The following is a 26,421-nucleotide window of genomic DNA, read 5'->3' on the forward strand; positions in this document are numbered from 1 at the left end:
TCTCCCATCCCCACGCATCCTGGAGGCCCAACTTTGCCCGGAATGAACCTGACGCGCGCCGAAGCACGCGAGCGCGCCGACCTGATCGCCGTCGACTCCTACGAGGTCGAGCTTGACCTGACCCGCGGGGACAGAGTCTTCGGCACTACCACCGCCGTGAAGTTCACGGCCACGCCGGGGTCCTCGACGTTCATCGACGCCGTCACCGACGCCGTGCAGAGTGTGACCCTGAACGGCCGCGAGCTGGACCCTGCCGAGGTGTCCGACGGCATCCGCATCCAGCTGCCGGACCTGGCGGCGGACAACGAGCTGCTGGTCGTCTCCGAGGCCCCGTACATGAACACGGGCGAGGGGCTGCACCGCTTCGTGGACCCGGTGGACCACGAGGTCTACCTCTACACCCAGTTCGAGGTTCCGGATTCCCGGCGGATGTTCGCCGTGTTCGAGCAGCCCGACCTTAAGGCCAGCTTCACGTTCACGGTGATTGCCCCCTCGCATTGGGACGTCATCTCCAACTCCCCCACCCCCGTGGCGGTCGAGACCATCCCCGGCACCGACGGCGGCGCCCGCTCCGTCTGGGAGTTCGCCCCCACGCCCCGGCTCTCGTCCTACGTCACGGCCCTGATCGCGGGGCCGTACCAGTCCGTCCGCAGCGAGGTGGTCTCCGCCGGCGGGAAGGTCACGCCGCTGGGCGTCTTCGCGCGGAAGTCCCTGATGCAGTACCTCGACGCCGACAACATTTTCGAACTCACCCGCCAGGGCTTCGAGTTCTTCGAGGCGCAGTTCGGCTGCCCGTACCCGTTCGAGAAGTACGACCAGCTGTTCGTGCCGGAGTTCAACGCCGGCGCCATGGAAAACGCCGGGGCCGTGACCATCCTGGAAGGCTACGTCTTCCGCAGCAAGGTCACCGACGCCCAGGTGGAGCGCCGCGCGATCACCGTGCTCCACGAGCTCGCCCACATGTGGTTCGGGGACCTCGTGACGATGCGCTGGTGGAACGACCTCTGGCTCAACGAGTCCTTCGCGGAATACATGTCCCACCTGGCCGCCGTGGAAAACACCAGGTTCGACCGCGCCTGGACAACCTTCGCGTCGGTGGAGAAGTCCTGGGCCTACCGCCAGGACCAGCTCCCGACCACCCACCCGATCTTCGCCGAGATCAACGACCTGGAGGACGTCGAGGTGAACTTCGACGGCATCACCTATGCCAAGGGCGCCTCGGTGCTCCGGCAGCTGGTGGCGTGGGTGGGTCCGGAGGAGTTCATGGCCGGCGTCCGTGAGTACTTCCGCAAGCACGCCTGGCAGAACACCGAGCTCAGCGACCTGATGGCTGAGCTGGAAAAAGCCAGCGGCCGTGACCTCGACCAGTGGGGCCGGCTCTGGCTGGAAACCGCCGGCGTCAACACGCTCAAGCCCGAGCTCGCCGTGGGTGGCGACGGGACGATCTCCTCTTTCGCGATCCTGCAGTCCGCCACCGACTCCCAGCCCACCATCCGGCCGCACCGGCTCGCGGTCGGTTTCTACAACCTCACCGCCGCCGGCAAGCTCGAACGCGTCCACCGCGAGGAGCTCGACGTCGACGGCGCGCGCACCGAGGTGCCGTCGCTGGCCGGGCTGGCCCAGCCGGACCTGATCCTGCTCAACGACGACGACCTGGCCTACGCCAAGGTCCGCCTCGATCCGAAGTCCCTCGCCACGGCCACGGCCCACCTCAAGGACTTCAGCCAGAGCCTTCCCCGGACCCTGGTGTGGGGTTCGGCCTGGGACGCTGCCCGCGACGGCGAGACCCCGGCCCGCCGCTACGTGGAACTGATCCTGGCCAACATCGCCGAGGAATCCGACTCCTCCGTGATCCAGGTCCAGCTGCGCCAGCTCGCCACCACGCTGAATTTCTATGTGGCTCCGGAACACAAGGAAGCCACCGCGGTGGCTGCCGCGGACCGGCTCTGGGAACTCGCGTCCGGGGTTCCGGCCGGCTCCGACGCGCAGCTGCAGTTCGTCAAGTCCTATGCCCTGCTGGCCCGCAGCGCCGGACAGCTGGACACGGTCTCCGGCCTGCTGGAGGGCGGCCGGACGCTCGAGGGCCTCGCCGTGGACCAAGACCTGCGCTGGGAACTGATCACCTCCCTCGTCGCCGGCGGCCGCGCCGGGCAGGAGACGATCGACGCCGAGCTCGGGCACGACAACACCGCCACCGGGCAGAACGCGGCGGCCCTCGCCAAGGCCGCCATCCCGACGCCCGAGGCCAAGGCCGCGGCCTGGGACTCGATTGTGGTCAAGGGAGAGCTGTCCAACGCGCTCCAGGGCTCAGCCGTCAGCGGCTTCACCCGGGTGCTGGACACGTCCCTGCTGGAGCCGTACGCGGAGAAGTACTTCGACGCGGTCCCGGGCATCGTCAAGGAGCGCACGCACGCCCTGGCCCAGCAGATCGTCGTCGGGCTCTACCCGGCGCAGCTGACCACGCAGGCGACCGTGGACCGCACGGACGAGTTCCTGGCCGCGCTGCCGGAGGACGGCGCGGCGCTGCGGCGGATGATGCTGGAGAACCGCGACGGCGTGGCCCGCGCGCTGCGCGCCCGGCAGGCCGACGTGTAGCCAGGAGTCCCCCACCCTGCCCAACTAACTCGCAGTTACGGCCGTTTTGAACGCTCAAAACGGCCCCTGCTGCCAGCTAGTTGGGCGGGGACGTGTCCTAGTCTGGACCCATGAGCCTCGATGAGCACCGCTATGCGCTGACAGTCCGCTGGACCGGGAACCTTGGCGAGGGGACGGCGTCCTACCGCGGCTATTCACGGGACCACGACATCGAGATCCCCGGGCTGCCCGTCCTGCGGGGTTCCGCGGATCCGACGTTCCACGGCGACCGCACCCGCTACAACCCGGAACAGCTGCTGCTCGCCGCCCTCTCCCAGTGCCACATGCTGTCCTTCCTGCACGTCGCCGTGAAGCACGGCGTGGTGGTCACCGGATATGAGGACCGGGCCGAGGGCCTGATGCGGAGTAACCGGGACGGCAGCGGACAGTTTGAATCGGCCACGCTCAGGCCCCGGGTCACCCTGGCGGCGCCGGTAGCGGAGGAACTCATGGCGGAACTGCACGCCGGGGCGAACAGGGTCTGTTTCATCGCCCGGAGCGTCAACTTCCCGGTGCTGCACGAACCGAGCGCGGTGGTCGAGGGCCTGGGCTGAACAGCCCGGCCCGTCACCGGCCCGCTGCCCGGAAGCCCCTAGGCGAGGGAGCGGTACTCGGACAGGATCCGGCGTTCGGTCTCCGGGGTCATCCCGGCCTTGCGTTCGCCGCCGAGTCCGCGGCGGCGAACCTGCGCGATGCCTCGAGGTAGGCGGCAAACGGCACCGGCTCCCCCACGGCGTTCAGCGCCCCGTTGGTCCCCTTTTCGGCGGCGGTGAGGATCCAGGCCGCGAGGTCCCGGACGTCGATGATCTGGGTGGCGGCCGTGGGGATGTCCGGGACCAGGACGGGATCCGCGTCCCGGGCGAAGCGGGCCGGCCAGTACCCGTAGCGGTCCGAGCCGCCTGCCGGGCAATTTCTGCCGAGAGGAAGGCGGTGCCGCCGAGGACCAGGATGCGCATGGGGCCACGCTACGGCGCTAATGTTGAATGAGACCAGAGCGTTATGCGCCCGGCGAACGCCGGCCGCCCCTCACGACGCACAGACCGGCGCTACCGCCGGCAGCAGGAACACAGTTACAAGGAGTACCGCCGAGCGATGTTGAGCCTGACCACCACCGAACCCATCACCCCGCCGGATATCTCGGCCATCAACGTGCCGGGCGTCCTCATCAGCCTGGGGGTCGGCATCGCCGTGTGGCTGGCTGCGTCCTTTGTGATCTCCGTCATGACCAAGCGCATCGCCGCGGGATCCTCGTTCATGAAGAAGCCGTACTTCCGCTGGGCGGCGCCCGCGCTCCGCGCGCTGGATCACGAACGCCGGGTCCAGCGGGCCCACACCATCGGGGCGCTGCTCCGGAGCGTCGTGGGCGTCCTGATCTCCATCCTCACCAGCGTGTACGTGCTCAAGAACCTGAACGTGGACGTCGCGCCGATTCTGACCAGCGTCGGAATCCTCGGTATCGCCATCGGCTTCGGCGCCCAGCAGCTCATCCGTGACTTCCTCGCCGGCGTCTTCATCACGATCGAGGACCAGTACGGGATCGGCGACATCATCGAGACGTCCGAGGTGGTGGGCACGGTCGAGGCCATGAACCTGCGGATCACCCGGGTCCGGGCGGAGGACGGCACCATCTGGTACCTGCGCAACGGCGAAATCCTGCGGGTGGGCAACCGCTCCCAGGGCACCTACATTCCGCCCGAGACGCCGCCGGCGGACGAGGCCGACAGCGCACCCCAGCAGAAGGCCGGAGAATAGAACCATGACGATCCCCACCGCCGGCGAACCGCGCCAGCCCAAGCAGCTGCTCCAGAACGACCCGTTCAGCCAGCCCGGCTACACGGACAACTTCTACGACGCCGTCGGCGGGCACGACACCTTCGTAAAGCTCGTCGATGTGTTCTACGACGGCGTGGCGACTGATCCGCTGCTGCGGCCGATGTATCCGGAGGAGGACCTGGAACCGGCCAAGCGGCGCTTCCTGATGTTCCTGGAGCAGTACTGGGGCGGCCCGACGACATACGGCGAGGAGCGCGGGCACCCCCGGCTGCGGATGCGCCATATGCCGTTCCGGGTCACCCCGGAGGCCAAGGAGCGGTGGCTGTTCCACATGCGCACCGCGGTGGATGCCCTCGAGCTCCCCCCGCTGTACGAGGGGACACTCTGGGACTACATGGAGCGGGCCGCCCTCTCCATGGTGAACAGCCCGTCCGGAGCCTGACACCGGGCCCGAGCGGTCCGGATGGGTCCCTCGCGGACCCGTGATCAGCGCCGCCCGTGCCCCACGGCCAGCGCGGCGCGCCCGTTTCCGGCGACGTGCACCAGGAACGCGATCACGAGGAACGCGACGAGGACCTGCGCCGTCGTCGTCAGCGCGGCCGGCCAGCCGCCGTCGAGCGTCGGATCGAGGAAGTCGTAGACGTACCAGCCGTCGACCGCACCGCGCACCCAGGAGAAGATGAGGAAGGCCACCGGGTAGCCGAGCCACACGATCGGCCGCCGCCACGTGCCGCGCACCGTCCTGGTGACGAGGAGCCAGTCGAGCGTGACGAAGAGCGGAGCCAGCCGGTGGTGCGCGAGCTGGGGCCAGTACATGTCCCAGCTCCACCACGGCTCGTCCGGCGGGGCCACGAGCACCGCATAGATGATGCCGGTCATCACCAGATAGAAGACCAGTGCGCCGAACAGGTGGTCCCACCACTCCGGCAGCCGGGCCCGCGGCCGGGAGGCGGACGCGATGAGCACGATCCCGAGGACGAGGTTGGACTGGACCGTGAACTCCGAGTAGAGCTGGAAGATGTCCACATCGCTGCCGGGCAGCGTCGCGTCGTACGTCTTTTGGACGAGGGCAACAAGCACAATCGCGCCCACCGCCAAGCGGAGCAGGCGGATCCAGCTGCGGTCCGGATGCAGCGCGTCATTGAAGCCGAGGTGCCGCTCGACGGGGGGATCCAGCACCGGTACGCCGCTCATGCGCCAAGTTTGTCAGGCCGGCCGCCCCTGCCTAAGGACCTAAAGTCCCGTACCGGTGCGGGCCAGGACGTGCCCGCGGGCTCCGCTGAGCCGGAACCAGCGTCCGGCCCGGTAGAGCTGCTGTTCGCCGTCGGCCAGGAAGCCGAGGGTGAGGGCCGCGAAGGCGGCACCCAGCGGGAGCCCCCCGGCGCCCGGCAGTTCCCGCCCCCACACCGTGGCGCGGGCGTTGTTGACGATCAGCGCGCCGGGTTTGTCCGGGATGATGGCGGCGATCTCGGTGATGCCGGCTTCGGCGGACCGGCGCAGCGCGGCGTCCTGCAGCGTGGCCACGGCTTCCCAACCGGTGCGGGGCGCACCGACGCCGGCCCAGGATTCGGTGACGGTCACCGGCGGCACCGGCAGTTCGACGTCGTTCTCCCCCGCGCGGGCCAGCCGGTCCAGCACCGCGGAGATCGGGACGGTGACGTCAGTGTCCGCCGGCTGCGCCAGGGCCATGGTCCGCAGCCCGAGGATCGTCGGTGTCGCTTCCCCCAGCAGCCGCGGCCGCAGCACACACACGTAAGCGGCGAGCACCGGCCCGGACGCCTGGAGGCGGATGGCGCCGTCGTCGATGGACCTGGCACGGGTGGCGAAGGTGCGCAGATCGGCGAGGTCGCGGGGATCGGTGAACTGCAGGGGCTGGGTTAGGACGTCAGACACAATATCGACTCTACCGGCTGTGCCTCTTTGGGGCGGTGCCGGAGGGACGTCTAGAGTCGAACCATGACTGAAGCCGAAGCCGGATTGCAGGGGCCGCCAACGCAGGACCCCACCTCCTCGCTCCTCCAACTGCTGAACCTCGGTGAGCTGGAGGGCGCCAGGACGGATGAGGACATCTTTATGGGTCCCTCGCAGCAGCAGCCCCGGCACCGCGTCTTCGGCGGCCAGGTCCTTGCCCAGTCGCTGATCGCCGGGAGCCGGACGGTGCCCGAGGGGCGGGGCGTGCACTCCATGCACGGATACTTCCTGCGCCCGGGGGACGCCAACAAGCCGATCACCTTCGGCGTGCAGCGGCTCCGGGACGGCCGCTCGTTTTCGGCGCGGCGCGTCCACGCGTACCAGGAGGGCATGCCCATCCTGTCCATGATCGCCTCATTCCAGGACGCGGACGAGGGCATCGAGCACCAGTCCGAGATGCCGGCCGGCATCCCCGGGCCGGAGTCGCTGCCCAGCACGGCGGACCTGCTGGGCAAGTACGACCACCCCGTGGCACGCCACTGGGCCTACGAGCGGCCCTTCGACATCCGGCACGTCGACCCGGCCCTGTATGTCTCGGCCAAGGGCGGCAAGGAACCGCGCAATGCCGTCTGGATGAAGACATTCGGGCCTATGCCGGACGATCCGGAGCTGCACCGCGCCGCCCTGGCCTACGCCAGCGACTACACCATCCTGGAGTCCATCCTCCGCAAGCACGGGATGAGCTGGATCACCCCGGGCATGTCGGTGGCGAGCCTGGACCACGCCATGTGGTGGCACCGGCCGGTCCGGGTGGACGAGTGGCTGCTGTACGTCCAGGAGTCCCCCAGCGCCCAGGGCGCCCGCGGGCTGGCGACGGGCAGGATCTTCAGCCGCGACGGACTGCACGTGGCCACCGTGGCGCAGGAAGGCATGATCCGGGTTCCGACGGACCTCAAGAACAAGGTCAGGGGCGCCGTCCAGTCCAAGGTCCTGCAGCACCAGATGCGCAAGGCCGACCGCGGCTGATCCGGCACGCCCCGGACCCTGCTTGCAGGTGACAGGCAAAAGGCCGGCTCCCCAGTGGGGAACCGGCCTTCCTGTTCCGCTGTGTGCCCTGCGGGCTTAGTCGCGGGTGAGGCGGCGGTGGGTCACGCGGTGCGGCTTGGCTGCATCCGGGCCCAGGCGCTCGACCTTGTTCTCCTCGTAGGATTCGAAGTTGCCCTCGAACCAGTACCACTTCGAGGGGTTCTCCTCGTCGCCTTCGTAGGCGAGGATGTGGGTGGCCACCCGGTCCAGGAACCAGCGGTCGTGCGAGACCACGACGGCGCAGCCCGGGAATTCGAGCAGGGCGTTTTCGAGGCTGCTGAGCGTTTCGACGTCGAGGTCGTTAGTCGGCTCATCGAGGAGCAGCAGGTTTCCGCCCTGCTTGAGGGTCAGCGCGAGGTTCAGGCGGTTGCGCTCACCACCGGAGAGCACCCCGGCCTTCTTCTGCTGGTCCGGGCCCTTGAAGCCGAAGGCGGCGACGTAGGCGCGGGACGGCATTTCGACGTGGCCGACCTGGATGTAGTCGAGGCCGTCCGAGACAACTTCCCAGAGGGTCTTGTTCGGGTCGATGCCGCCGCGGCTCTGGTCCGCGTAGGAGATCTTGACGGAGTCACCGATCTTCAGCTCGCCGCCGTCGAGGGGCTCGAGCCCGACGATGGTCTTGAACAGGGTGGTCTTGCCGACGCCGTTCGGGCCGATGACGCCGACGATGCCGTTACGCGGCAGGGTGAAGGACAGCCCGTCGATCAGGGTGCGGTCCTCGAAACCCTTCTGCAGGTTCTTCGCCTCCAGGACGAGGCCGCCCAGGCGCGGTCCCGGCGGGATCTGGATCTCTTCGAAGTCCAGCTTGCGGGTGCGGTCGGCTTCGGCAGCCATTTCCTCGTAGCGGGCCAGACGGGCCTTGGACTTGGTCTGGCGGCCCTTGGCGTTGGAACGGACCCACTCGAGTTCCTCGGTGAGGCGCTTGGCCTGCTTGGCGTCCTTCTTGCCCTGGACTTCCAGGCGGGCGCGCTTCTTCTCGAGGTACGTGGAGTAATTGCCCTCGTACGGGTACAGGTGCCCGCGGTCCACTTCGGCGATCCACTCGGCAACGTGGTCGAGGAAGTACCGGTCGTGGGTGACCGCGAGGACGGCGCCCGGGTAGCTGGAGAGGTGCTGCTCGAGCCAGAGCACGCTCTCGGCGTCGAGGTGGTTGGTGGGCTCGTCGAGGAGCAGCAGGTCCGGCTTCTGGAGCAGGAGCTTGCAGAGGGCGACGCGGCGGCGCTCACCACCGGAGAGCAGGGTGACGTCGGCTTCCGGCGGCGGGCAGCGGAGGGCGTCCATGGCCTGCTCGAGCTGGGAATCGAGATCCCAGGCATCGGCGGCGTCGATCGCTTCCTGCAGCTGGCCCATTTCCTCCAGGAGGACATCGTAGTCAGCGTCGGGGCTGGCCATCTCTTCGGAGATCTCGTTGAAGCGCTGGATCTTGCCGATGATCTCGCCGACACCTTCCTGGACATTGCCCAGGACGGTCTTGTCCTCGTTCAGCGGCGGTTCCTGCAGCAGGATGCCGACCGTGTAGCCGGGGCTGAGCCGGGCCTCGCCGTTTGAGGGAGTGTCCAGTCCGGCCATGATCTTGAGAATGGTGGACTTACCTGCACCATTCGGGCCGACGACGCCAATCTTGGCCCCCGGGAAGAAGGACATGCTTACGTCATCGAGGATAAGTTTTTCGCCAACGGCCTTGCGGGCCTTGGTCATTGTGTAGATAAATTCCGCCATGCCTACAAATCTAGTGGTTCCGCCGGGATAACTCACATTCATGCCGTCCCCATCCACTTCCTGCCGCGGACCGGTGCCGGCCCCACGGGGCGTGACGCCGGCGCTGGCCATTCAGGCGGCCGCCCCTTTCAGTTCGCCCGTTTCCTCATCGAACTCCTCCTCTTCGCCGCTGATGTCGTCGACAAAGATGCCGTGCGGGGCGGGTACGTCGTCGTCGTTGTTCCCCTCATAGTCCTGGTTGCCCTCCTCGCTCCCCTCACCGTTGCCGTCCGGCGGGAGCGCCGCCGGGCCCGACGGGCCGGCAGCGGACTGCGGACCGGTGGCGGCCGTGCGGATGAAGTTGGCGGAACCCCACGTGAGGTCGTGGCCAACGGAGTCGGCGTCGATTTCAGCCGAGTGATAGATCCGGCCGTCATGTTCCCAGCTCCTCAACTTGAGCCGTCCGACGACGATGACCTTTTGGCCCTTCTTGACGCTGCATCCGATGTTTCCGGCCAATTGCCGGTAGCCCTGGACCTTGAACCAGTTGGTGTTCCCGTCAATCCAGGCGTTCGTGGCGCGGTCGAAGCGCCGTTCGGTGGAACCCAGCCGGAAGTTCGCCGTCGCCACACCCCCGGGCGTCGTCGAACTCTTGGGCTCCGTGGCGACGAAGCCACGGACCGTGATGATGTCGCTCATGCTCATGTCCTGTCTCGAAATGTCGTGCCCTAGAAGGCTCCTTCAGCTTCGCGCCGGAGGCGGCTCTCCGCGAGAGGCCCGGCGTGCCATGTGGAAAACCCGGAGCGTAAGCGGCCCCGAACGGCAGGCAGGTGTCCGGGCAGGTGCCCGGGCCCGGGGTCGCGCGCCGTGGGGGTCCTGACAGCGGACAGCCGCCGGGCACGGTAAGCTTTTTGAGGCGTAGCCCGGCAGCAGCCGGGCGGGTACGCCTGTACGCCCCAGTAGCTCAGGGGATAGAGCAGCGGCCTTCTAATCCGCCGGTCGGGGGTTCGATTCCCTCCTGGGGCACCAGAGTGCGGCTCTGGCCTGCCGGAACATTCCGCAGGCCAGAACCGTGATCCCGGCAGGCCAGTGCACACACGCAGCGCCCGCTAGATCCATTTGTTGCGCTTGAACGTCCAGTAGAGCAATACGCCCATGCCGATCATCAGGCCCAACGCCATCGGGTAGCCGAAGACCCAGTCGAGTTCCGGCATGCTGCGGAAATTCATCCCATAGATGGTGCCGATCAGCGTCGGCGCGAACAGGATGGCTGCCCACGCGGAGATCCGTTTGACCTGCTCGTTCTGGGCAAAGCTCGACTCCGTCAGCAGGCGCATTTCGTCATTCTGCCGCTGCGCCACGAGCGCGGCATTAACTGCCAGCGCATTTTGCAGCAGCGCGCGGAAAGCCGCGACCCGCTCACTGAGCCGCAGCACATGGTCCAGGACGTCACGGTAGTGGTCCTGCAACTCGGGGCGGGGCTGGTGGCCCGGCGCCTCGGCCATCAGGGACTGCAGGATTGTGGTCAGGGGCGCCGTCGCCCGCTGGAACATAATGACCTGGCGGGAGAGCTCATAGATCCGGCGGGACACGCCCGGGTCCGCGGCGAACAGCTCGTCCTCGATTTCGTCGACGTCGTTTTCCAGGCCGGCAGCGACCGGCTCGTACTCATCCACGACCTGGTCCAGGATCGCGTAGAGCACGACGTCCGGACCGAGCGCCAGGAACTCAGGCTGGGATTCCATCCGGCGGCGGACTTTGGCGAGGTCCGGTGATTCCGCCCGGCGGACGGTGACCACGAAGTCCGCTCCGCGGAAGACATGGATTTCGCCGAACTCGACCTTTTCCAGGTCGTCGAGGTAGCGGGCCGGGCGAAGGACCAGGAACAGCGTTTCGCCGTAGTGTTCCAGCTTTGCCCGCTGATGGCCGGCGAGCGCATCGTCCACGGCCAGGTGGTTCAGGTCGAATTCCTCTGCCACGGACAGCAGTTCTACCGCGTCGGGCCGGTAGAGCCCGATCCAGGCCATGCCCTGGCGCTGCCGGAGGATGAAGTACGTCTCGTCCAGGCTCTCCGGGTCCGCGGTCCGGTAACCGTTTACGTACACCGCGTTGTCGACAATGCTCACGGCAGCGCCTCCTCCACCAGGCATCCCTTGGCTGCGACGCTATACCGTCGTCGGCCCCGTGCCAACAGCCCGTACGCGCCGCCCACAATCTGCTGCAGCGCGCCCTCCGTCCGCATGGCCACCCATCAGCCATCAGCACACTTAGTATGGAGGGGACAGGCAGGACAGCAGGGACAGCCTGTGCGCCTGCCCGCAACTGAAAGGTACGGCCGCCATGACCCAAACACCCCGCGGATTTGACCCCCACGATCCCAACGGTCCCAATGGTGCTTTGCCCACCCGGTACCCCAGCGACGCTGACCAGTACCCCGGCGTTCCGGCGGGCGGCACCGAACTTGTTTCCGGGGCTCCGGCGGGCGGCACCGAACTTGTTTCCGGGGCTCCGGCGGCCGCAACGCCGGTCCAGCCCGAGGAACCTCCCCGCGCCGAGCCTGAACCGCCGGCGCCTGCCCCTGCCCCGGAACCGCGACAGGTGACCCGCGCCGGGATGGTGTGGGCCGCGGTTGCCTGCGCCCTGGTGGTGCTGATCCTGCTCATCGCCTTCATCCTGCAGAACCAGGAATACGTGCAGGTGAAGTTCTTTGGCCTCCAGGGCTCGGTTCCGCTGGGAATTGCCCTGTTCATCGCGGCCGTCGGCGGCGGCGTGCTGGTCGCCATCGCCGGAGCCGCCCGCATCATCCAGCTGCGGCTCGCCGCACACCGCCAGCGCGTCAGCCGCCAGGCCGGCACGGGGTCGCGCCCGCGCTGACACCGGCAGGAGCTAACCTCGTTCCATGGATGGTGCGGACCCCCGCGGGCAGGAAGCCCCGACCACTGCTGCGGCGGACTGGCCCGACGTCGAACGTCTCTTCGGCGTCCGCGGCGAGCCGTCCCGGTGCTGGTGCCGCTTCTTCGCCCTCACCGGACCGGAATGGTCGGCGTCGACCCCGGAGCAGCGGAAAGTCCAGCTACGGGCCAAGTTCGACGGCGGCAGCCCGGCCCCGGGGGTGCTGGCCTTCCGCGGCGGGACTCCGGTGGGCTGGTGCGCCGTCGAGCCCCGCGGCTGCTATCCCCGGATCCTGCGCTCGAAGGTTCTGACAACGGCAGCTCCCGGGGCGGTCCGGGATCCCGGCGGGCAGCAACTGTGGTCCGTGAGTTGTTTTGTGGTCTCCCCCGGCCAGCGGCGGACCGGAGTGGCCCGGGCGCTGCTGGCCGCCGCCGTTGAGCACGCCTTCGCCCACGGCGCCACGGTGGTGGAAGGTTATCCGGTCGATCCCGCGCAGCGGCCCAAAGCCGGCCCGGCCGACCTGTATCACGGCACCCTGGGCCTGTTCCTGGCGGCCGGTTTCGAAGTGGTCAGCGACGCGGTGCCCGGCCGTGCGGTGGTCCGCCTGACGGCGCCCCAGCAGGGCACCGCCACCGTCCCCTAAGGCAGGGTCAGGATGACCGGCCCGTCCTTCGTGATGGCCACGGTGTGCTCGCTGTGGGCTGCGCGCCGGCCGTTGGCCGAGCGGAGGGTCCACTCGTCGTCGTCGTGGAAGTAGTCGTCCTTGCCGCCAAGGATGAGCATCGGCTCGATCGCGATGACCAGCCCTTCGGTCAGCTTGATGCCGCGGCCGGGCCGGCCGTCGTTGGGAACGTGCGGCTCGGCGTGCATGGTCTTGCCGATCCCGTGGCCGCCGTGGTCCGCCAGCAGCCCGTAGCCGGCACGGCGTGATGCCCCGCCGATCGCGTAGCCCAGGTCCCCCATCTTGTTGCCGATCCGGGCCGCCTCGATGCCGCGGGCCAGGGCCGCGTCGGTGGCGTCGATCAGGGCCTGGTCCACCGGGTCGGCCGTGCCCACGATGAAGCTGATGGCCGCGTCACCGCACCAGCCTTCGAGGAACGCCCCGCAGTCCACGCTGAGGAGATCGCCGTCCTGGAGCCGGTAGTCGTTGGGGATGCCGTGCACCACGGCGTCATTGACCGACGTGCAGATCACCCCGGGAAAGGGCACCGAGGCCCACCGCGGCTGGTAGTTCAGGAAGGCCGGCGTCGCTCCGGCGGCCGCAATCGTGGCCGCGGCCAGCTCGTCCAGTTCCTTCAGGGACACGTCGACGGCGGCCGCCTCCCGGACACGCTCCAGCGTGTTGGCCACCACCCTGCCGGCTTCGCGCATCAGGGCAATCTCGGCGGGGCTCTTGATCATCGACATGCCTTCAACTCTAGGGCCAGCCGGGGCGTGGCTAAAGTTGCCCCATGGCCAACGCTGAACTGATGTCCGCGATCCGATCGAGGCTGCGGGCTGCCGCCGACCCGGCCCGTGCCGCGGGGGCGCAGGCCTACCTGAAGTCCGAAATGCCCTCGCTGGGCGTCCGGGTTCCGGAGGTCCGGCGGATCGTGAAGGCCGCCGCCAGGGAGTTGCCTCCCGGTTCCCTGCAGGAACTGCAGTCCACCGTGCTGGAGCTGTGGCGCGGCGCCGGCTGGCGGGAGGAACGCTACGCGGCGATCGACCTCACGGGCCTGCGGCTGGCCGCCGGTGAGCTGGGCATGCTGCCGCTGTACGAGGAAATCATCCGCAGCGGCGCCTGGTGGGACCTGGTCGACGGGGTCTCGCACCGGCTCTGCGAGCTGCTGCAGAGGCACCGGGAGGACATGTCCAGCGTGCTCCGCCGCTGGAGCACCGACGCGGACCCCTGGATCCGGAGGGCCGCGATCACGGCCCAGCTGGGCGCCAAATCCGCGACGGACCCTGCCCTGCTCGCAGCCGTCATCGAACCGAACCTGGCCGACCCCGGGTTCTTCATCCGGAAGGCTATTGGCTGGGCCCTGCGTGACTACGCCGCCACGGATCCGGACTGGGTCCGGGACTTCGCGGCCCGGCACGGCGGGGCGCTGAGCCCGCTCTCCCGCCGGGAGGCCCTGCGGAAACTCAGATGACCGGGCGCGTGGTGACTGGTTCCTCGGACTTGCTGAAAAGCAGCTTGGTCTTGGGGTCGAGGAAGATCAGGTAGAGGGCGAACAGCAGGGCAATGATCGCGGCGGCGTTGCGGGCCAGGGCCAGGGCCAGGCCGAGATCCGCGGTCTGCAGATAAGGGAACACTTCCAGCTGGTCCGAGATCGCGTACACCATAAAGAACGACACGATGAAGTACAGGGCCTTGACCTGCCAGTCGTCGCGGATGCCGGTGACGGCGAAGAGCGGGATGAGCCAGACGACGTACCAGGACTGGATCATCGGGGCCAGGACGACGACGGCGGCGAACGCCAGCGTCAGGCGGCGGATCAGCCGGTCGTAGTCGCCGCGGAAGATCTGCCAGGCGATGATGCCGACCGCCAGCAGCTTCCCGGCGTCGTACACCCACTTCGCCAGTCCCCAGCCGTCGAGTCCGAACGCGTTGAAGATGGAAGCGACCACCAGGCCCAGCAGCCCGACCGGGGCGTACCAGATCCAGATGCTGCCCGGGGCGGAAAGGCCGTTGATCCAGCCGAAGCCGAAACCGTTGACCATGCTCATGGCGTACAGGAGGGCCAGGCTGATCCCTGCGGTGAGCCCCCAGAAAACGAACTTCCGCGGCCAGCTGGCGCCCTGTCCTGCCCAGAGGAGGCCGATAAAGGGCAGGAAGACGATGGTGATGGGCTTGACCGAGATGGACAGGGTCACCAGGACCAGGCCGAGGATGACCCGCCGGGTGGCGCAGTAGTACAGCCCGGCCAGGGCCAGGCCGATCATGAGGGCGTCGTTGTGGACGCTGGCGATGAAGTTCGTGAGGAAGAGCGGGTTGGCGGCGGTCAGCCACAGGGCGCGGTGCGGGTTGACGCCGTGCAGTTCGGCGAGCTTCGGCACGTAGATGATGCACAGCACGATCCCCACCAGCGCGGCGAGGCGGAACAGCATGATGCTGGCTTCCGGGTGCACGTTGGTGGACCAGACGACGAACTGCTCGATCCAGAGGAAGAGCTGTCCGTACGGCACCGGCGCCTCGGTCCACATCTTGTCGGCGCCAAGCTGGAAATAGTTCGACAGCGCGGAGATTCCGTTTTCGTACGGGTTGAAGCCCTCCACCATCAGCCGGCCCTGCCCGATATAGGCGTACACGTCGCGGCTGAACAGCGGCACGGAGAACATCAGGGGCAGCCCCCACAGGACCACCGCCTGCAGTGTGGCCTTGCGGGCCTCCGCTCCCCAGACGCGCACGCGCTGGCCGAGCCTGAGCCAGGAGCGGACGAGCAGCATCCCGCCGACGGCGAGCAGCACAATGCACAGGGCGACACCGATGGCCTCGGTGCGCATCCAGATGAAGAGCGGGATGCGGCGGAGCTCGGAAGCCGGAGCGAGCCAGCCCACGCCGAGGGAACCGATCGCCATAAAGAGAGATCCGACGAATCCCGCCAGCAGCGGTGAACGGGCATTGTCCACATCAGCGGCTGCTGCCGCCGGGGACGTGCCGGCAGCCGTTTTCCCCGCCGCAGGCACAGGCACCGTCATCTCAGGATCGTCCAATCTGTTGTGGGGCTCATCAGCACCCGCTGCCGGCCGCTTGAACCGGCCCGGGGCACGCCGCGATGACGAAAAAATTCGACGCCCGCGTACCCGAAATCCTAGCATCGGACCGCCCAGCGGCGACGAAACGGTAGGCTGGGCCCGTGCCTATATCTAATGAACGCATCGTCTGGATCGACTGCGAAATGACCGGCCTGGACACCATCAACGACGCCCTCATCGAGGTGGCCGCGCTGGTGACGGACTCGGAGCTCAATATCCTCGGTGACGGGGTCGACGTCGTCATTAAGCCCGATGACGCCGCGCTGGCGCAGATGAACGACTTCGTGCGCGACATGCACACCCGCTCCGGGCTGCTGGCCGAGCTCCCCCACGGCAAGACCATGGCGGAGGCCCAGACCATCGTCCTGGACTACATCAAGAAGTGGGTGCCGGACCCCAAGAAGGCCCCGCTGGGCGGCAACTCGGTGGGAACCGATCGGGTCTTCCTGGTCCGGGACATGCCCGACCTCGTGGAGCACCTGCACTACCGGGTCATCGATGTGAGCACAATCAAGGAGCTGTCCCGGCGCTGGTACGCCCGGGCCTACTTCCAGTCCCCCGCCAAGCTCGGCGGCCACCGGGCCCTCGGCGACATCCAGGACTCCATCGACGAGCTGCGCTACTACCGCGAGGCCGTCTTCGTCCCCGCGCCCGGTCCGGACAGTGCCACGGCGCAGCGGATCGCCCGGAAAGTGATGGGCGCGGCGGAGGACCCGGCAGCGGCGGAGGCGTCCTCCGGGACGCCGGCGCCGTAGCGCCCGGGCCGGCCCCGCAGCCGGCCTCCGGGAGTAATCTGCGCCACGTTTGCGGAAAATTTAGGTGAAAACCCGAAAAGTGGCAAAAGCACCCCCGAAGAGCAGGTAAGCTATTTGTCGTTGCCTTTTCAGCCAGCCGGTTCGCCGGAAGGCATGGCAGGGCACATGGTGGGCGTAGCTCAGTTGGCAGAGCGCCTGGTTGTGGTCCAGGAGGTCGCGGGTTCAACCCCCGTCGCTCACCCTCATGAAGGACGGCAGTAATTGTCCGACCTTAGACGAAGGCCGTACCGGATATCCGGTGCGGCCTTTGTTGTCTGCGCAGTTGTCCGCCCCACGGACTGTGAACGGAAGGAAACGCTTTGAAGCGCACGCTTTTTGACGAAGACCACGAGATGTTCCGTGAGATGGCTGCCGAGTTCAATGCGCGCGCCGTGGCACCGTATTACGCCCAGTGGGACCAGGACCACATGATGTCCCGCGAGCTGTGGACGGCGGCCGGCGAGCAGGGCCTGCTGGGCCTGGCCGTTCCGGAGGAATTCGGCGGCATGGGCATGGACGACTACCGCTTCCGCGCCGTGCTGGACGAGGAGTTCGCCAAGAGCAACCACCTCGCGGTGGGCTTGGCCTTCCACCTGCACGATGACATGGTCCTCCCCCACCTGCTGGCCTACGGCTCCGAGGACCTCAAGGGCCGCTGGCTTCCCGGCATGGTCTCGGGCGAGACGGTCACCTCGATCGCCTGGACCGAGCCCGGCGCGGGTTCGGACCTCCGCGGCATCCGCACCAAGGCGGTGCGCGACGGCGACGACTGGCTGATCAGCGGCCAGAAGACCTTCATCGGCAACGGCATTTCCGGCGACGCCTCCCTGGTCCTGGCCCGCACAGACGGAAGCGCCGGCCGCGGGAACCACGACTCCTTCTCCCTGTTCATGGTCGGCAAGGGCGAGGGCTACAACACCGGCAATCAGCTGGACAAGATGGGCCTCAAGGCCTCGGACACCGCGGAACTGTTCTTCGACAACGTCCGGGTGCCGCACGCGGACCTCGTCGGCGAGGAGGGCAAGGGCCTGCAGTACGCCGCCGAGCAGCTCCCCCAGGGCCGGCTCGCGATCGCGGTGGCAAGCTCCGCCGTCGTCCGCGCCATCTATGAGGAGACCGTCAGCTACACGAAGGACCGCAACGCCTTCGGGGAGCGGATCATCGACTTCCAGAACAGCCGTTTCGAACTCGCGGACATCCTCACCGAGGTCGAGGTCACGGAAACCTACGTGGACCAGGCCATCCGGGCCTTCAACGCCGGCGAGCTCGACGCCGCTGCCGCCGCCCGCGCGAAGCTCTGGGCGTCTGAGCGCGCCAAGTCCGTCACCGACCGCTGCCTCCAGCTGCACGGCGGCTACGGCTACATCCTGGAATACCCCGTGGCACAGGCCTTCCTGGCGGCCCGGCTGCTGACCATCTTCGGCGGCACCAACGAAATCATGCGCGACGTCGTCGGCCGCACCATCGCCGACTGACCCGCCGCTCACCACAGCACCAGAGGAACTTCACTGACATGACCGTTCTGCCCATCACGATCTGGGGCGAGCCCGTACTGCACCGCCGGGCCGCCGAGGTTGAAGTCTTCGACGACGAGCTCCGGACCCTGATCGCCGACATGTTCGAGACCAACGACGCCGCCAACGGCGTCGGTCTCGCCGCGCCCCAGGTCGGGGTGGGCAAACGGCTGTTCATCTACAAATACGACAACGACGACGGCGCCCCGCCGTCCGGCGCCGTCGTCAACCCGGTGCTGACCCTCTCCAAGATTTCCGGCGCGCTGCCGGATCCGGACGAGGAGGAGGAAGGGTGCCTGTCCTTCCCCGGCGGGCAGTACCCGCTCAAGCGCGCGGAGTGGGCCCGGGTGCAGGGCTTCGACGGCGACGGCAAGCCGGTCGACTTCGAGGCGACGGGCTGGTTTGCCCGGGTGATCCAGCACGAATACGACCATCTGGACGGCAAGCTCTACGTCAACCGGCTGATCGACCGCTACGCCCGCAAGGCGATGAAACAGGCCAAGAAGAGCGGCTGGGGCGTCCCCGGGCTGACGTGGATGCCGGGCGTGGACCCGGACCCCTTCGGGCACTAGGGCCCCGGTTTGCTCCTCCCGCCTACCCCTCCCGGTCGACGGCGGCGAGGATCGCCGCCCCCAGTTCGGCCGGCCGGGTGAACTGCGGCCAGTGACCGGTGGGCAGGTCGACGTAGTCGACGTCGCGGACGCGCCCGAGCTCCGCGACGTACGGGTGGCCGGCCCCGATCATTTCGATGAGCATGGCGGACGGGAACTCGCAGGCTATGACGGTCGCGGGGACGTCATAGCGGCGCTCGTCGTGCAGCCGCTGCCGGTCCTGGGCAACCCCCTTGGGCTGCGGGATGGCACGGGCCCGGAACATCGCCCGCAGCTCCTCGTCGAGGTCGGTGAGGTCTTCATCCTCGAAGAGTTCCCAGGGCGGGAGCGGCACGTCGTCGCCGTCCTCCGGCAGGTCGTCGTTGATGACGCCGCCGTCGCCGAGGGGGCCGCTGTCAACGTAGATGGCCCGCGCCACCCGGTCCGGGCGGGCGTCGACGGCGCCGTGAATGATGGCTCCCCCGCCCGAATGGCCCACCAGGACCACCGGGGCATCGAAATCGTCGATCTTCGCCACCACGGCGTCGATGTGGGTGCGCAGACCAATGCCGGCCCGCGGCGCGTCGGCCGATTCCAGCCCGGGCAGGGTCAGCGGGTGGACCTGATGGCCGGCGGCGGTGAGCGGCGGAGTCACCTCCTCCCATGAGGAGGCGTCCAACCAGAATCCGGGAACCAGGATGATGTCCATGCCGGTACCCTACCCGCCCCGGACCGCGGGAGGCACGGCCCGGCGGAGGAATGTTCCGTCCCGGCTACCCATCGGCCGGTTTCTGCAGGATCGAGGCGTGATCCGGAACGTACCGGAACAACTCCCGCGGAGGGCGCGTGTAGTTGACGGCCTTGGGCCTTTCGGGCAACGTCACCTGCTCCGTCCGGACTTCGGTGTAGTCAATGCTGGAGAGCAGATGGGCGATCATGTTGATCCGGGCCCGGCGTTTATCCTCTGCCTCGACCACATACCAGGGCGATTCGGCAGTGTCGGTCTGCATGAACATGTCGTCCTTGGCCCGGGAGTAGTCCTCCCAGCGGAGGATCGCCTCCCGGTCCATCGGGGAGAGCTTCCATTGCCGCATGGGATCATCCAGCCGGGACTTGAAGCGCCGTTCCTGTTCCGCGTGGCTGATCGAAAACCAGTATTTGAACATCAGGATGCCGTCCTGGACCAGGAGGCGTTCGAAGACCGGGCACTGGGCCATGAAGCGTTTGTGTTCCGCGGGCGTGCAGAATCCCATCACATGTTCGACGCCGGCCCGGTTGTACCAGGAGCGGTCCATCAGGACGATCTCCCCCGCGGCGGGCAGATGCTGCACGTAGCGCTGGAAATACCATTCACCCCGCTGCCGCTCGGTCGGGGCCGGCAGCGCCACGATGCGGGCAACACGCGGGTTCAGGTACTCGGTCAGCCGCTTGATCGCGCTGCCCTTGCCGGCGGCGTCGCGCCCCTCAAAGATCACCAGCACTCGCGCCCCCGTGCTGCGGACCCATTCCTGCAGCGCGACGAGCTCGGCCTGGAGCCGGAAGAGTTCGGCCTCATAAACGCTCAGGGGCAACCTCTCCGGGCGTTGCGGGGCGTTCCCCTTGGCGCCTTTCCGTCCGGGCTTTTCGTTGCCGGAGCCGGGCTTGCCGGAGCCGTCCGTGCGATGTGCCATGGTTCCCGTTCCACTCGTCGCGGCGGACTTTCGCATCGCCAGTCCTGCCGCGCCTATTCTCGCGGAGCGGCCAACCGCCCACAAGGGGTCGTCCTGCCGGGGACACCGGCAGCGCACTGCTCCTATGCTTGGGCCATGGAAGCCCCCAGACCGACGGCGATGCAGCCCATCCTCACGCTCACTGTAAACCCCGCACTGGATGTCAGCACCGCAACGGAGCAGGTCATCAGCGGCCACAAGCTGCGCTGCGGCGCCAGCCGCCTCGACCCGGGCGGCGGCGGGGTGAACGTGTCCCGGGTGGTGCAGCGCCTCGGTGGCCGGACCCTGGCGGTCTACACCGCCGGCGGGCCCACCGGCGAGGCGTACCGCCGGCTCATCGAAGCCGAACGCGTCCCCACGCTGGCCGTGCCGATCCAAGGCAGTACCCGCGAGGACTTTACGGTCGATGAGACGACGACGGGCAAGCAGTTCCGCTTCGTGCTTCAGGGCCCGGAGTTGAGCGAGCCCGAGTGGCGCCTGTGCCTGGCGCTCGTGGCGGATTCGATTCCCGTGGGCGGCTACGTCGTGGCCAGCGGAAGCCTTCCGCCAGGGGTTCCCGACGATTTCTACGCCCAGGTGGCGCGGCTGGCGCGGCTGCACGACGCACACTGCATCGTGGACGCCTCGGGACCCGCCCTGTCCGAAGCACTCGCCGAGGGGGTTTTCCTGGTCAAGCCGAGCCGGCGGGAGCTGGGACTGCACTTTGGAACGACGCTGCAAAGCGATGAAAGCCAGGTCGAGGCTGCCGCGGCGCTGGTTGCAGACGGTTCAGCGGAACATGTCGCCCTGACCCTGGGCGGCGAAGGTGCCGTGCTCGCCTCGAAATCCGGGGTTCTGCGGCTGGCCGTGCCGGAGGTGCAGGTTCGAAGCACCGTCGGGGCCGGCGACAGTTTCCTGGCCGCCTTTGTGCTCCGCCTCGCCCAGGGCCGCACGATTGAGGAAGCGCTCCGGGCCGCCGTCGCCGCCGGGAGCGCCACGGTGACGACGCAGGCCACCGAACTCTGCCGGCGCGACGACGTCGAACGGCTGGAGGCGCAACTCACCGCGCAGGCCCTGGACGGGAGCGGCGGACAGTGACGGCCCGACCGGCCAGGCTGGCGGCCGCGCTGCTGCTAGCCGTTGCAACGGCGGGCTGCTCCAGCGAGGCGCCCATCGCCTGACCTGCCATTGCGTGGTTCAACTCGCTCACCGTGTCCCTGGATGGCGCCGCCGACGGCAGCGTCCTGGCCCGGCGCGAGGTGGAGCTGGGCTGGACCCGGGTGGACGGCAGCGAAGCGTGCGGCGGCCCGGCGACCGCGGGCCCTGTCAGGCTCGTCATCTAGGGGACCAAGGCCGTCGTCCGGTCCCCCGGTATCAATCGGCTGTGAGAATCTACTGAGCAGGCGCGACAACCGTCTGCTGCCCTGGGCAGGAGGCGAGGACCCTGTGCATCGCGTCCTTCTCCGCGGGCGTGACCCACAGCCGGTAGGCGGCCTTGACGGAGATCTGCCGGGCAACATAGTGGCAGCGGAAGGCCTTGTTCGGGGGAAGCCAAGTGGCGGCGTCGGAGGCGCTCTTCTCCTCGTTGGCAGGACCGTCCGCGGCGATCAGGTTCAGCGGATCGTTGGCCAGATGCTCGCGTTGTCCGGCGGTCAACTGCTGGGCGCCCTTCTGCCAGGCATCCCCGAGCGCCACAACGTGATCGATCTGCACCGCCGTGCTGCTCCCGGCTCCCCTGCGGAAAGTGAGCTGGCGGCCGGTGTAGGGTTCCCGGAACGTTCCGCCGGCCACCCGGCAGCTGGAATTTTCGGTGAACTCGGCGCCCGACAGATCGCGGCGCAGGATGTCGTTGCGGGTGTCGCAGCCGTTGCGGTCCACGTCCAACCACGCCTGGCCGAAAGCGCTGCGGTCGTAGTTGTCCAGGCCCGCCCGGCCCTTGACCGGCAGCGTGTCCAGCAGCGCCGCGGCGGGGCCCCGGGGAACAGGCCGCACCGCGGGGACAGGCTTCATCCAGCCGGCTGCCAGCACCGGAGCCTCGCGGGGTCCGCCGGCGGGCGGTTCGACAGCGGCAAACTGCCCGACGGTGAAGAACCAGCCGAGACCGGCGACGACGGCGAGTGCCGCGGCGGCCAGCAGTCCCCACGCCTGGCGGGACCGCCGTCGTTCCCGCCGAAAGTCCCGCCACGTGAGCGTCACGCGGGCGCCCGGGCAGGGTGCCGGGATCCGCTGTGTCCTGAGGCGGGCTGGATTCTTTCCACCCCTGAAGCCTAGGCCCGGCCTCCGCCGTTGCAGGCGTTATCCACAGTGTGGAGGACAGGTGCCCAGCTAGTTCTCTTTCGTGACGCGCACCAGGTCTTCGTTGGCGAGGGCCAAAAGGGATTCGAGTTGCCGGACCCGCGCCTCGTCGACATCCCCGGCCGCATGTTTGGCGCGGGCATCGTCAAGAAGCCGTTTGGCTTCCTTGGCATTCCGCCGGGCAACGTCCAGGGCGTGTTCCAGGGTGGTTTCGTGCTCCACAGCCGAGTTCTGTTCCATTGCACCATTGTGGTGCCCTTTCCCGGCCGATTCCAGAGGAACCGGCCGGGAAACGGAGAACAGATTCTAGGGAGGTGGCGTCAGGCCGTGACCTCGACGGGCAGGCCGGCTGCCTCCAGGGTTGCGGCTGCGTCCTTGGCGGGGAACGACGGCGGGTTCACGCCGGCCATTTCCTCCATCACGCGGACCACCTGGCAGCTGTAGCCGAACTCGTTGTCGTACCAAACGTAGAGAACCAGGTTCTTGTCGTTGGAGATCGTGGCGAGGCCGTCGACGATGCCCGCGCGGCGCGAGCCGACGAAGTCGGTGGAGACAACCTCGGGCGAATCGATGTAGTCGATCTGCTTGCGCAGCTCCGAGTGCAGCGACATTTCCCGCAGGTAGTCGTTGACCTCATCCTTGGTGGTGCCGTTTTCCAGGCTCAGGTTCAGGATGGCCAGCGACACGTCCGGGGTGGGGACGCGGATGGAGCTGCCGGTGAGCTTGCCCAGCAGTTCGGGCAGGGCCTTGGCGACGGCCTTGGCGGCACCGGTCTCGGTGATGACCATGTTCAGTGCAGCCGAGCGGCCGCGGCGGTCGCCCTTGTGGAAGTTGTCGATCAGGTTCTGGTCGTTGGTGAAGGAGTGGACCGTCTCGACGTGGCCATGCACCACGCCGAAGCGGTCGTTGATCGCCTTGAGCACCGGGGTGATGGCGTTGGTGGTGCAGGAGGCCGCCGAGACGATCGTGTCCGAGTCGGCGATAGTGCCGTGGTTGATGCCGTGCACGATGTTCTTCAGCTCGCCCTTGCCCGGGGCGGTGAGCAGAACCCGGGCGACGCCCTTGCTCTGGAGGTGCTGGGACAGGCCCTCGGCGTCGCGCCAGCGTCCCGTGTTGTCGACGACGAGGGCGTCGTGGATTCCATAGGCGGTGTAGTCGACCGTCGCGGGGTTGTCCGAGTAGATGACCTGGATCTGGACACCGTTGGCCGTGATGGTGTCGTTCTCGAGGTCAACCTTGATGGTGCCTTCGAAGGAGCCGTGGACCGAGTCGCGGCGGAGCAGGCTGGCGCGCTTGGCGAGGTCGTTGTCCGAGCCGCGGCGGACCACGATGGCGCGCAGGCGCAGGCCGTGCCCGCCGCCGGCCTTTTCAATCAGGAGACGGGCCAGGAGCCGGCCGATGCGTCCGAAGCCGTAGAGGACGACGTCGGTGCTGGTGCGGTCGTCGCCGCCACGTTTGCCAACAACCTCGGCGAGTTCCTTGCGGAGGAACTCGTCCAAGGTGGCGCCATTGCCCTCGACGCGGTACTTCTCGGTGAGGCGCGCAATGTCGATGGCTGCGGCGCCGAGCTCCAGTTTGGTCAGGGCGTCAAGCAGCGGGGCGGTCTCTTCGAGCCGCAATTCTTCCTTGCTCATCCGGCGGGCAAAGCGGTGGGCCTTGAGGATGTTCATGGTGGACTTGTTGATGAGGCTGCGGCCGTGGATGGAGGTAACCACGTTGTTCTCGCGGTACAGCCGGCCGATCACAGGGATCATGGCCTCGGCGAGCGCCTCCCGGCCCATCCACGTATCAAGACAAGAATCTGACGTCTGGCTCACAGAAATACCTTCCTAGAATCCACCGCATACGGCGTCGTATGCGGAAGTCGGCTGCCGGAGGATATCCGGAACCTTAGCGCCGGCAGGGATTCGGTCCATCCCGGGCGCCTGTGTCGAGCAAAGAAAAGCCGCCGGCTGCGAACGCAGACCCGGCGGCAGAACTTCTACGTTCAGCATCCAGTCTACCGGCGGCCCGGCAGGGTCCGGTCTCCGTCGAAGCGTGAAATGACTCACATAGAGCCGGGGGCTCGCTGCTGCACAGGTCAGGTGGGCCGACACCTATGGCTGTTATGGTCCTACCGGGCGTCCTGGAGGATCATGTCGACGGCCTTTTCCGCGATCATGATGGTTGGCGCCTGCGTGTTGGCACTCACCAGCCGGGGCATGATCGAGGAGTCAACGACGCGCAGTCCCTCCAGCCCGTGGACTTTCAGCCGCGGCGAAACCACGGACTCATCGGTGGTGCCCATGGAGCAGGTACCGACCGGGTGGTAGGAGGTCCGCCCGAAGGAGCGCACGAAGTTCACGTACTCGTCGCGGGTTTTCACAGGACTTCCGTCACCGATGTGCTCAGCCTTGGTCAGCGCTGCCATCGACGACTGCTCCATGATCTGACGGCTCTGCTGCACACCGGCGATTGCCATCTCGAGGTCGTAATCATCGGCGAGATAGTTCGGATCGATGAGCGGTGCTTTGCCTGGGTCAGAGGACACCGGGCGGACCGTTCCCCGGCTCCGTGGCCGCAGGAAGTAGGAGTTCAACGTGGCACCGAAACCGGGCTTTAAGGCTGCGCCGCACGTCCCCACCCGGGCGGCGGGCAGGAAGTGGAACTGCAGGTCGGGGGTCTTTTCGTCCTTGTTCGCGTAGCTGAAGCCACCTGCTTCGACCAGGGTGGACGCGAACGGACCCGAGCGGAAAGCGACGTACTCGACGCCGGCCAGGACAGTGGCCGGGCGCACCTGGTTCAGCCGGTCCAGGCTGTGGTAATCCGTGAGCTCGTAGACGATATCGACGTCGCAGTGGTCATGCAGGTTCTTGCCCACGCCCGGCAGGGCGTGGACGGTGTCGATGCCGGCGGCGGCGAGGTCCGCCGGGTCGCCGATGCCCGACAGTTGCAGCAGTTTGGGCGAACCGAATGCCCCGGCCGAGACAATCACCTCGCGGTTGGCGCTGTACGTTCGGACGCTGCCGCCTTCGATCGCCTGGATTCCGACGGCCCGGCCGTTGCTGATGATCACTTTGGAGACGGTGACGTTGGCGCGAACGGTGAGGTTGCGCCGCTTGCGGGCGGGCCGGAGGTAGGCGACCGCCGCGCTGCACCGGCGGCCGTTCTTCGTTGTGGTCTGGTAGAAGCCAACGCCGTACTGCTCGGCGCCGTTGAAGTCGCTGTTGTAAGGCAGCCCGAACTCCTGACCCGCCTTGACGAAGGCCGCCGAGAGCTTGTGCGGACGCAGCAGGTCGGACACACCGAGCGGGCCCTCGGTGCCGTGGTGCGGTGCCGACAGCCGACTGTTTGACTCTGAGCGGATAAAGTACCTGCCCACCTCGTCGGCGGACCAGCCTTCGCAGCCAAAGTCCGAGACCCAGCTGTCATAGTCCTCGGCCACGCCGCGCGTGAAGACCTGCGAGTTGATGGACCCCCCGCCGCCCAGCACGCGGCCCTGGGCGAGCGGGATGCGTCGGCCGTTGCTGTGCTTCTGCGGCACACTTGCGTAGTCCCACTGGTACGGACCTCCCTTGAGCATCGGGAAGCCCGCCGGGACATGGATGAACGGGTGGCGGTCGGATCTGCCCGCCTCGAGCAGCAGGACACGGACTGAGGGGTCTTCGCTGAGCCTGCCCGCAAGAACGCTGCCGCCGCTGCCACCCCCGGCAATCACGTAGTCGTATGCTGCGTCGTCCGACACTCTTACTCCTGGGCTTCGTGCTGACACCGCCGGTGCTTGAACGTTACAGTGCAGTCTCTGGTCCCGCCGGGATGATGTCAAGCA

At 67.8% G+C, this 26,421-nt stretch carries 26 protein-coding genes, 2 tRNA genes and 1 pseudogene; 15 read left to right on the top strand and 14 right to left on the bottom strand.

The features are described 5' to 3' along the window. Positions 1 to 42 precede the first annotated feature (42 nt). Both pepN and ABIC21_RS15030 read left to right on the top strand, forming a co-directional pair. Entirely contained in the window at positions 43 to 2,595 is a 2,553-nt protein-coding gene (pepN, locus tag ABIC21_RS15025) for an aminopeptidase N (protein ID WP_354351190.1), read from the top strand. A gap of 110 nt (positions 2,596 to 2,705) precedes the next feature. Then, positions 2,706 to 3,188 (top strand): OsmC family protein, encoded by a 483-nt coding sequence (locus ABIC21_RS15030; protein WP_354351191.1) that lies wholly within the window; start codon positions 2,706 to 2,708, stop codon positions 3,186 to 3,188. A 124-nt stretch (positions 3,189 to 3,312) separates the two neighbouring features. Here ABIC21_RS15030 and ABIC21_RS15035 read toward each other — a convergent pair. Further along, a pseudogene (locus tag ABIC21_RS15035) lies at positions 3,313 to 3,540 on the bottom strand (epimerase); the annotation flags it as partial. Between the two features lie 186 nt (positions 3,541 to 3,726). On the opposite strand from ABIC21_RS15035, the gene ABIC21_RS15040 reads away from it, so the two are divergent. Together ABIC21_RS15040 and ABIC21_RS15045 are read left to right on the top strand one after the other, a co-directional pair. Beyond that, positions 3,727 to 4,386 carry a mechanosensitive ion channel family protein gene (locus ABIC21_RS15040; RefSeq protein WP_354351192.1) on the top strand — a complete coding sequence of 220 codons (660 nt, stop codon included), beginning with the start codon at positions 3,727 to 3,729 and terminating at the stop codon, positions 4,384 to 4,386. 4 nt (positions 4,387 to 4,390) lie between these two features. After that, positions 4,391 to 4,849: a globin gene (locus ABIC21_RS15045; RefSeq protein WP_354351193.1), complete on the top strand. Its 459-nt coding sequence runs from the start codon at positions 4,391 to 4,393 to the stop codon at positions 4,847 to 4,849. A 44-nt stretch (positions 4,850 to 4,893) separates the two neighbouring features. Here the strand turns inward: ABIC21_RS15045 and ABIC21_RS15050 are convergent, their stop codons facing one another. Continuing rightward, positions 4,894 to 5,601 carry a Pr6Pr family membrane protein gene (locus ABIC21_RS15050; RefSeq protein WP_354351194.1) on the bottom strand — a complete coding sequence of 236 codons (708 nt, stop codon included), beginning with the start codon at positions 5,599 to 5,601 and terminating at the stop codon, positions 4,894 to 4,896. A gap of 39 nt (positions 5,602 to 5,640) precedes the next feature. Next, complete coding sequence (locus ABIC21_RS15055) at positions 5,641 to 6,300, bottom strand: DUF8185 domain-containing protein (RefSeq protein ID WP_354351195.1); 660 nt, start codon at positions 6,298 to 6,300, stop codon at positions 5,641 to 5,643. A gap of 63 nt (positions 6,301 to 6,363) precedes the next feature. On the opposite strand from ABIC21_RS15055, the gene ABIC21_RS15060 reads away from it, so the two are divergent. Continuing rightward, on the top strand, positions 6,364 to 7,344 hold the full coding sequence (locus ABIC21_RS15060) for an acyl-CoA thioesterase (protein WP_354351196.1): 981 nt from the start codon (positions 6,364 to 6,366) through the stop codon (positions 7,342 to 7,344). Positions 7,345 to 7,440: 96 nt separating this feature from the next. On the opposite strand, the gene ettA is transcribed toward ABIC21_RS15060, so the two are convergent. Further along, positions 7,441 to 9,123 carry an energy-dependent translational throttle protein EttA gene (ettA, locus tag ABIC21_RS15065; protein WP_354174701.1) on the bottom strand — a complete coding sequence of 561 codons (1,683 nt, stop codon included), beginning with the start codon at positions 9,121 to 9,123 and terminating at the stop codon, positions 7,441 to 7,443. 111 nt (positions 9,124 to 9,234) lie between these two features. After that, positions 9,235 to 9,801, bottom strand: a complete 567-nt coding sequence (gene ssb, locus ABIC21_RS15070; RefSeq protein WP_354351197.1) for a single-stranded DNA-binding protein — start codon at positions 9,799 to 9,801, stop codon at positions 9,235 to 9,237. 254 nt (positions 9,802 to 10,055) lie between these two features. On the opposite strand from ssb, the gene ABIC21_RS15075 reads away from it, so the two are divergent. Beyond that, positions 10,056 to 10,131, top strand: a tRNA-Arg gene (locus ABIC21_RS15075). 80 nt (positions 10,132 to 10,211) lie between these two features. On the opposite strand, the gene ABIC21_RS15080 is transcribed toward ABIC21_RS15075, so the two are convergent. Next, a complete protein-coding gene (locus ABIC21_RS15080) occupies positions 10,212 to 11,228 on the bottom strand; it encodes a magnesium and cobalt transport protein CorA (protein WP_354351198.1) in 1,017 nt (338 codons plus the stop codon). 214 nt (positions 11,229 to 11,442) lie between these two features. Here ABIC21_RS15080 and ABIC21_RS15085 point away from each other — a divergent pair, with 214 nt between their 5' ends. Both ABIC21_RS15085 and ABIC21_RS15090 read left to right on the top strand, forming a co-directional pair. Further along, positions 11,443 to 11,976, top strand: a complete 534-nt coding sequence (locus ABIC21_RS15085; protein ID WP_354351199.1) for a LapA family protein — start codon at positions 11,443 to 11,445, stop codon at positions 11,974 to 11,976. 25 nt (positions 11,977 to 12,001) lie between these two features. Beyond that, positions 12,002 to 12,637 (top strand): GNAT family N-acetyltransferase, encoded by a 636-nt coding sequence (locus tag ABIC21_RS15090; protein WP_354351200.1) that lies wholly within the window; start codon positions 12,002 to 12,004, stop codon positions 12,635 to 12,637. On the opposite strand, the gene map is transcribed toward ABIC21_RS15090, so the two are convergent. Next, complete coding sequence (gene map / locus ABIC21_RS15095) at positions 12,634 to 13,401, bottom strand: type I methionyl aminopeptidase (RefSeq protein ID WP_354351201.1); 768 nt, start codon at positions 13,399 to 13,401, stop codon at positions 12,634 to 12,636. The genes ABIC21_RS15090 and map overlap by 4 nt on opposite strands. A 44-nt stretch (positions 13,402 to 13,445) precedes the next feature. Here map and ABIC21_RS15100 point away from each other — a divergent pair, with 44 nt between their 5' ends. Continuing rightward, positions 13,446 to 14,126, top strand: coding sequence for a DNA alkylation repair protein (locus ABIC21_RS15100; RefSeq protein ID WP_354351202.1), 681 nt, complete (start codon positions 13,446 to 13,448; stop codon positions 14,124 to 14,126). Here ABIC21_RS15100 and mptB read toward each other — a convergent pair. Beyond that, the gene (gene mptB, locus ABIC21_RS15105) at positions 14,119 to 15,675 is read right to left on the bottom strand and encodes a polyprenol phosphomannose-dependent alpha 1,6 mannosyltransferase MptB (RefSeq protein WP_354351203.1); all 1,557 of its coding nucleotides are present in this window, start codon (positions 15,673 to 15,675) and stop codon (positions 14,119 to 14,121) included. The two genes, ABIC21_RS15100 and mptB, sit on opposite strands and share 8 nt — an antisense overlap. A 158-nt stretch (positions 15,676 to 15,833) precedes the next feature. Between mptB and orn the strand changes: the two genes are divergently transcribed. The 4 genes from orn (at position 15,834) to def (ending at position 18,612) form a co-directional block, all read left to right on the top strand. Continuing rightward, complete coding sequence (gene orn / locus ABIC21_RS15110) at positions 15,834 to 16,487, top strand: oligoribonuclease (protein ID WP_354351204.1); 654 nt, start codon at positions 15,834 to 15,836, stop codon at positions 16,485 to 16,487. A gap of 168 nt (positions 16,488 to 16,655) precedes the next feature. Further along, positions 16,656 to 16,728 (top strand) — tRNA-His (locus ABIC21_RS15115). 118 nt (positions 16,729 to 16,846) lie between these two features. After that, the gene (locus ABIC21_RS15120) at positions 16,847 to 18,001 is read left to right on the top strand and encodes an acyl-CoA dehydrogenase family protein (protein ID WP_354351205.1); all 1,155 of its coding nucleotides are present in this window, start codon (positions 16,847 to 16,849) and stop codon (positions 17,999 to 18,001) included. A gap of 38 nt (positions 18,002 to 18,039) precedes the next feature. Continuing rightward, on the top strand, positions 18,040 to 18,612 hold the full coding sequence (gene def, locus ABIC21_RS15125; RefSeq protein WP_307462654.1) for a peptide deformylase: 573 nt from the start codon (positions 18,040 to 18,042) through the stop codon (positions 18,610 to 18,612). 22 nt (positions 18,613 to 18,634) lie between these two features. Here def and ABIC21_RS15130 read toward each other — a convergent pair whose 3' ends face one another. Continuing rightward, the gene (locus ABIC21_RS15130) at positions 18,635 to 19,339 is read right to left on the bottom strand and encodes an alpha/beta fold hydrolase (RefSeq protein WP_354351206.1); all 705 of its coding nucleotides are present in this window, start codon (positions 19,337 to 19,339) and stop codon (positions 18,635 to 18,637) included. A gap of 64 nt (positions 19,340 to 19,403) precedes the next feature. Next, positions 19,404 to 20,300: a polyphosphate kinase 2 gene (gene ppk2, locus ABIC21_RS15135; protein ID WP_354351207.1), complete on the bottom strand. Its 897-nt coding sequence runs from the start codon at positions 20,298 to 20,300 to the stop codon at positions 19,404 to 19,406. 135 nt (positions 20,301 to 20,435) lie between these two features. On the opposite strand from ppk2, the gene ABIC21_RS15140 reads away from it, so the two are divergent. Further along, positions 20,436 to 21,416, top strand: a complete 981-nt coding sequence (locus tag ABIC21_RS15140; protein WP_354351208.1) for a 1-phosphofructokinase family hexose kinase — start codon at positions 20,436 to 20,438, stop codon at positions 21,414 to 21,416. A gap of 113 nt (positions 21,417 to 21,529) precedes the next feature. Then, on the top strand, positions 21,530 to 21,661 hold the full coding sequence (locus ABIC21_RS15145) for a hypothetical protein (protein WP_354351209.1): 132 nt from the start codon (positions 21,530 to 21,532) through the stop codon (positions 21,659 to 21,661). Between the two features lie 49 nt (positions 21,662 to 21,710). On the opposite strand, the gene ABIC21_RS15150 is transcribed toward ABIC21_RS15145, so the two are convergent. From ABIC21_RS15150 to ABIC21_RS15165, 4 genes are all read right to left on the bottom strand, one after another. Next, positions 21,711 to 22,514, bottom strand: coding sequence for an HNH endonuclease family protein (locus ABIC21_RS15150; RefSeq protein ID WP_354351210.1), 804 nt, complete (start codon positions 22,512 to 22,514; stop codon positions 21,711 to 21,713). A gap of 129 nt (positions 22,515 to 22,643) precedes the next feature. Continuing rightward, positions 22,644 to 22,853, bottom strand: coding sequence for a hypothetical protein (locus ABIC21_RS15155; protein ID WP_307462644.1), 210 nt, complete (start codon positions 22,851 to 22,853; stop codon positions 22,644 to 22,646). A gap of 80 nt (positions 22,854 to 22,933) precedes the next feature. Next, positions 22,934 to 24,430: a glyceraldehyde-3-phosphate dehydrogenase gene (locus tag ABIC21_RS15160; RefSeq protein ID WP_354351211.1), complete on the bottom strand. Its 1,497-nt coding sequence runs from the start codon at positions 24,428 to 24,430 to the stop codon at positions 22,934 to 22,936. Positions 24,431 to 24,726: 296 nt separating this feature from the next. Beyond that, a complete protein-coding gene (locus ABIC21_RS15165) occupies positions 24,727 to 26,337 on the bottom strand; it encodes a GMC family oxidoreductase (RefSeq protein ID WP_354351212.1) in 1,611 nt (536 codons plus the stop codon). Positions 26,338 to 26,421 lie beyond the last annotated feature (84 nt).

The organism is Pseudarthrobacter sp. PvP090 (assembly GCF_040547365.1).
GTDB lineage: Bacteria > Actinomycetota > Actinomycetes > Actinomycetales > Micrococcaceae > Arthrobacter.

Coding starts and splice junctions, on each gene's coding strand:
- pepN (WP_354351190.1), top strand. CDS start 43: ATGAACCTGACGCGCGCCGAAGCACGCGAGCGCGCCGACCTGATCGCC.
- ABIC21_RS15030 (WP_354351191.1), top strand. CDS start 2,706: ATGAGCCTCGATGAGCACCGCTATGCGCTGACAGTCCGCTGGACCGGG.
- ABIC21_RS15040 (WP_354351192.1), top strand. CDS start 3,727: ATGTTGAGCCTGACCACCACCGAACCCATCACCCCGCCGGATATCTCG.
- ABIC21_RS15045 (WP_354351193.1), top strand. CDS start 4,391: ATGACGATCCCCACCGCCGGCGAACCGCGCCAGCCCAAGCAGCTGCTC.
- ABIC21_RS15050 (WP_354351194.1), bottom strand. CDS start 5,601: ATGAGCGGCGTACCGGTGCTGGATCCCCCCGTCGAGCGGCACCTCGGC.
- ABIC21_RS15060 (WP_354351196.1), top strand. CDS start 6,364: ATGACTGAAGCCGAAGCCGGATTGCAGGGGCCGCCAACGCAGGACCCC.
- ettA (WP_354174701.1), bottom strand. CDS start 9,123: ATGGCGGAATTTATCTACACAATGACCAAGGCCCGCAAGGCCGTTGGC.
- ssb (WP_354351197.1), bottom strand. CDS start 9,801: ATGAGCGACATCATCACGGTCCGTGGCTTCGTCGCCACGGAGCCCAAG.
- ABIC21_RS15085 (WP_354351199.1), top strand. CDS start 11,443: ATGACCCAAACACCCCGCGGATTTGACCCCCACGATCCCAACGGTCCC.
- ABIC21_RS15090 (WP_354351200.1), top strand. CDS start 12,002: ATGGATGGTGCGGACCCCCGCGGGCAGGAAGCCCCGACCACTGCTGCG.
- map (WP_354351201.1), bottom strand. CDS start 13,401: ATGTCGATGATCAAGAGCCCCGCCGAGATTGCCCTGATGCGCGAAGCC.
- ABIC21_RS15100 (WP_354351202.1), top strand. CDS start 13,446: ATGGCCAACGCTGAACTGATGTCCGCGATCCGATCGAGGCTGCGGGCT.
- mptB (WP_354351203.1), bottom strand. CDS start 15,675: ATGACGGTGCCTGTGCCTGCGGCGGGGAAAACGGCTGCCGGCACGTCC.
- def (WP_307462654.1), top strand. CDS start 18,040: ATGACCGTTCTGCCCATCACGATCTGGGGCGAGCCCGTACTGCACCGC.
- ABIC21_RS15130 (WP_354351206.1), bottom strand. CDS start 19,339: ATGGACATCATCCTGGTTCCCGGATTCTGGTTGGACGCCTCCTCATGG.
- ppk2 (WP_354351207.1), bottom strand. CDS start 20,300: ATGGCACATCGCACGGACGGCTCCGGCAAGCCCGGCTCCGGCAACGAA.
- ABIC21_RS15140 (WP_354351208.1), top strand. CDS start 20,436: ATGGAAGCCCCCAGACCGACGGCGATGCAGCCCATCCTCACGCTCACT.
- ABIC21_RS15155 (WP_307462644.1), bottom strand. CDS start 22,853: ATGGAACAGAACTCGGCTGTGGAGCACGAAACCACCCTGGAACACGCC.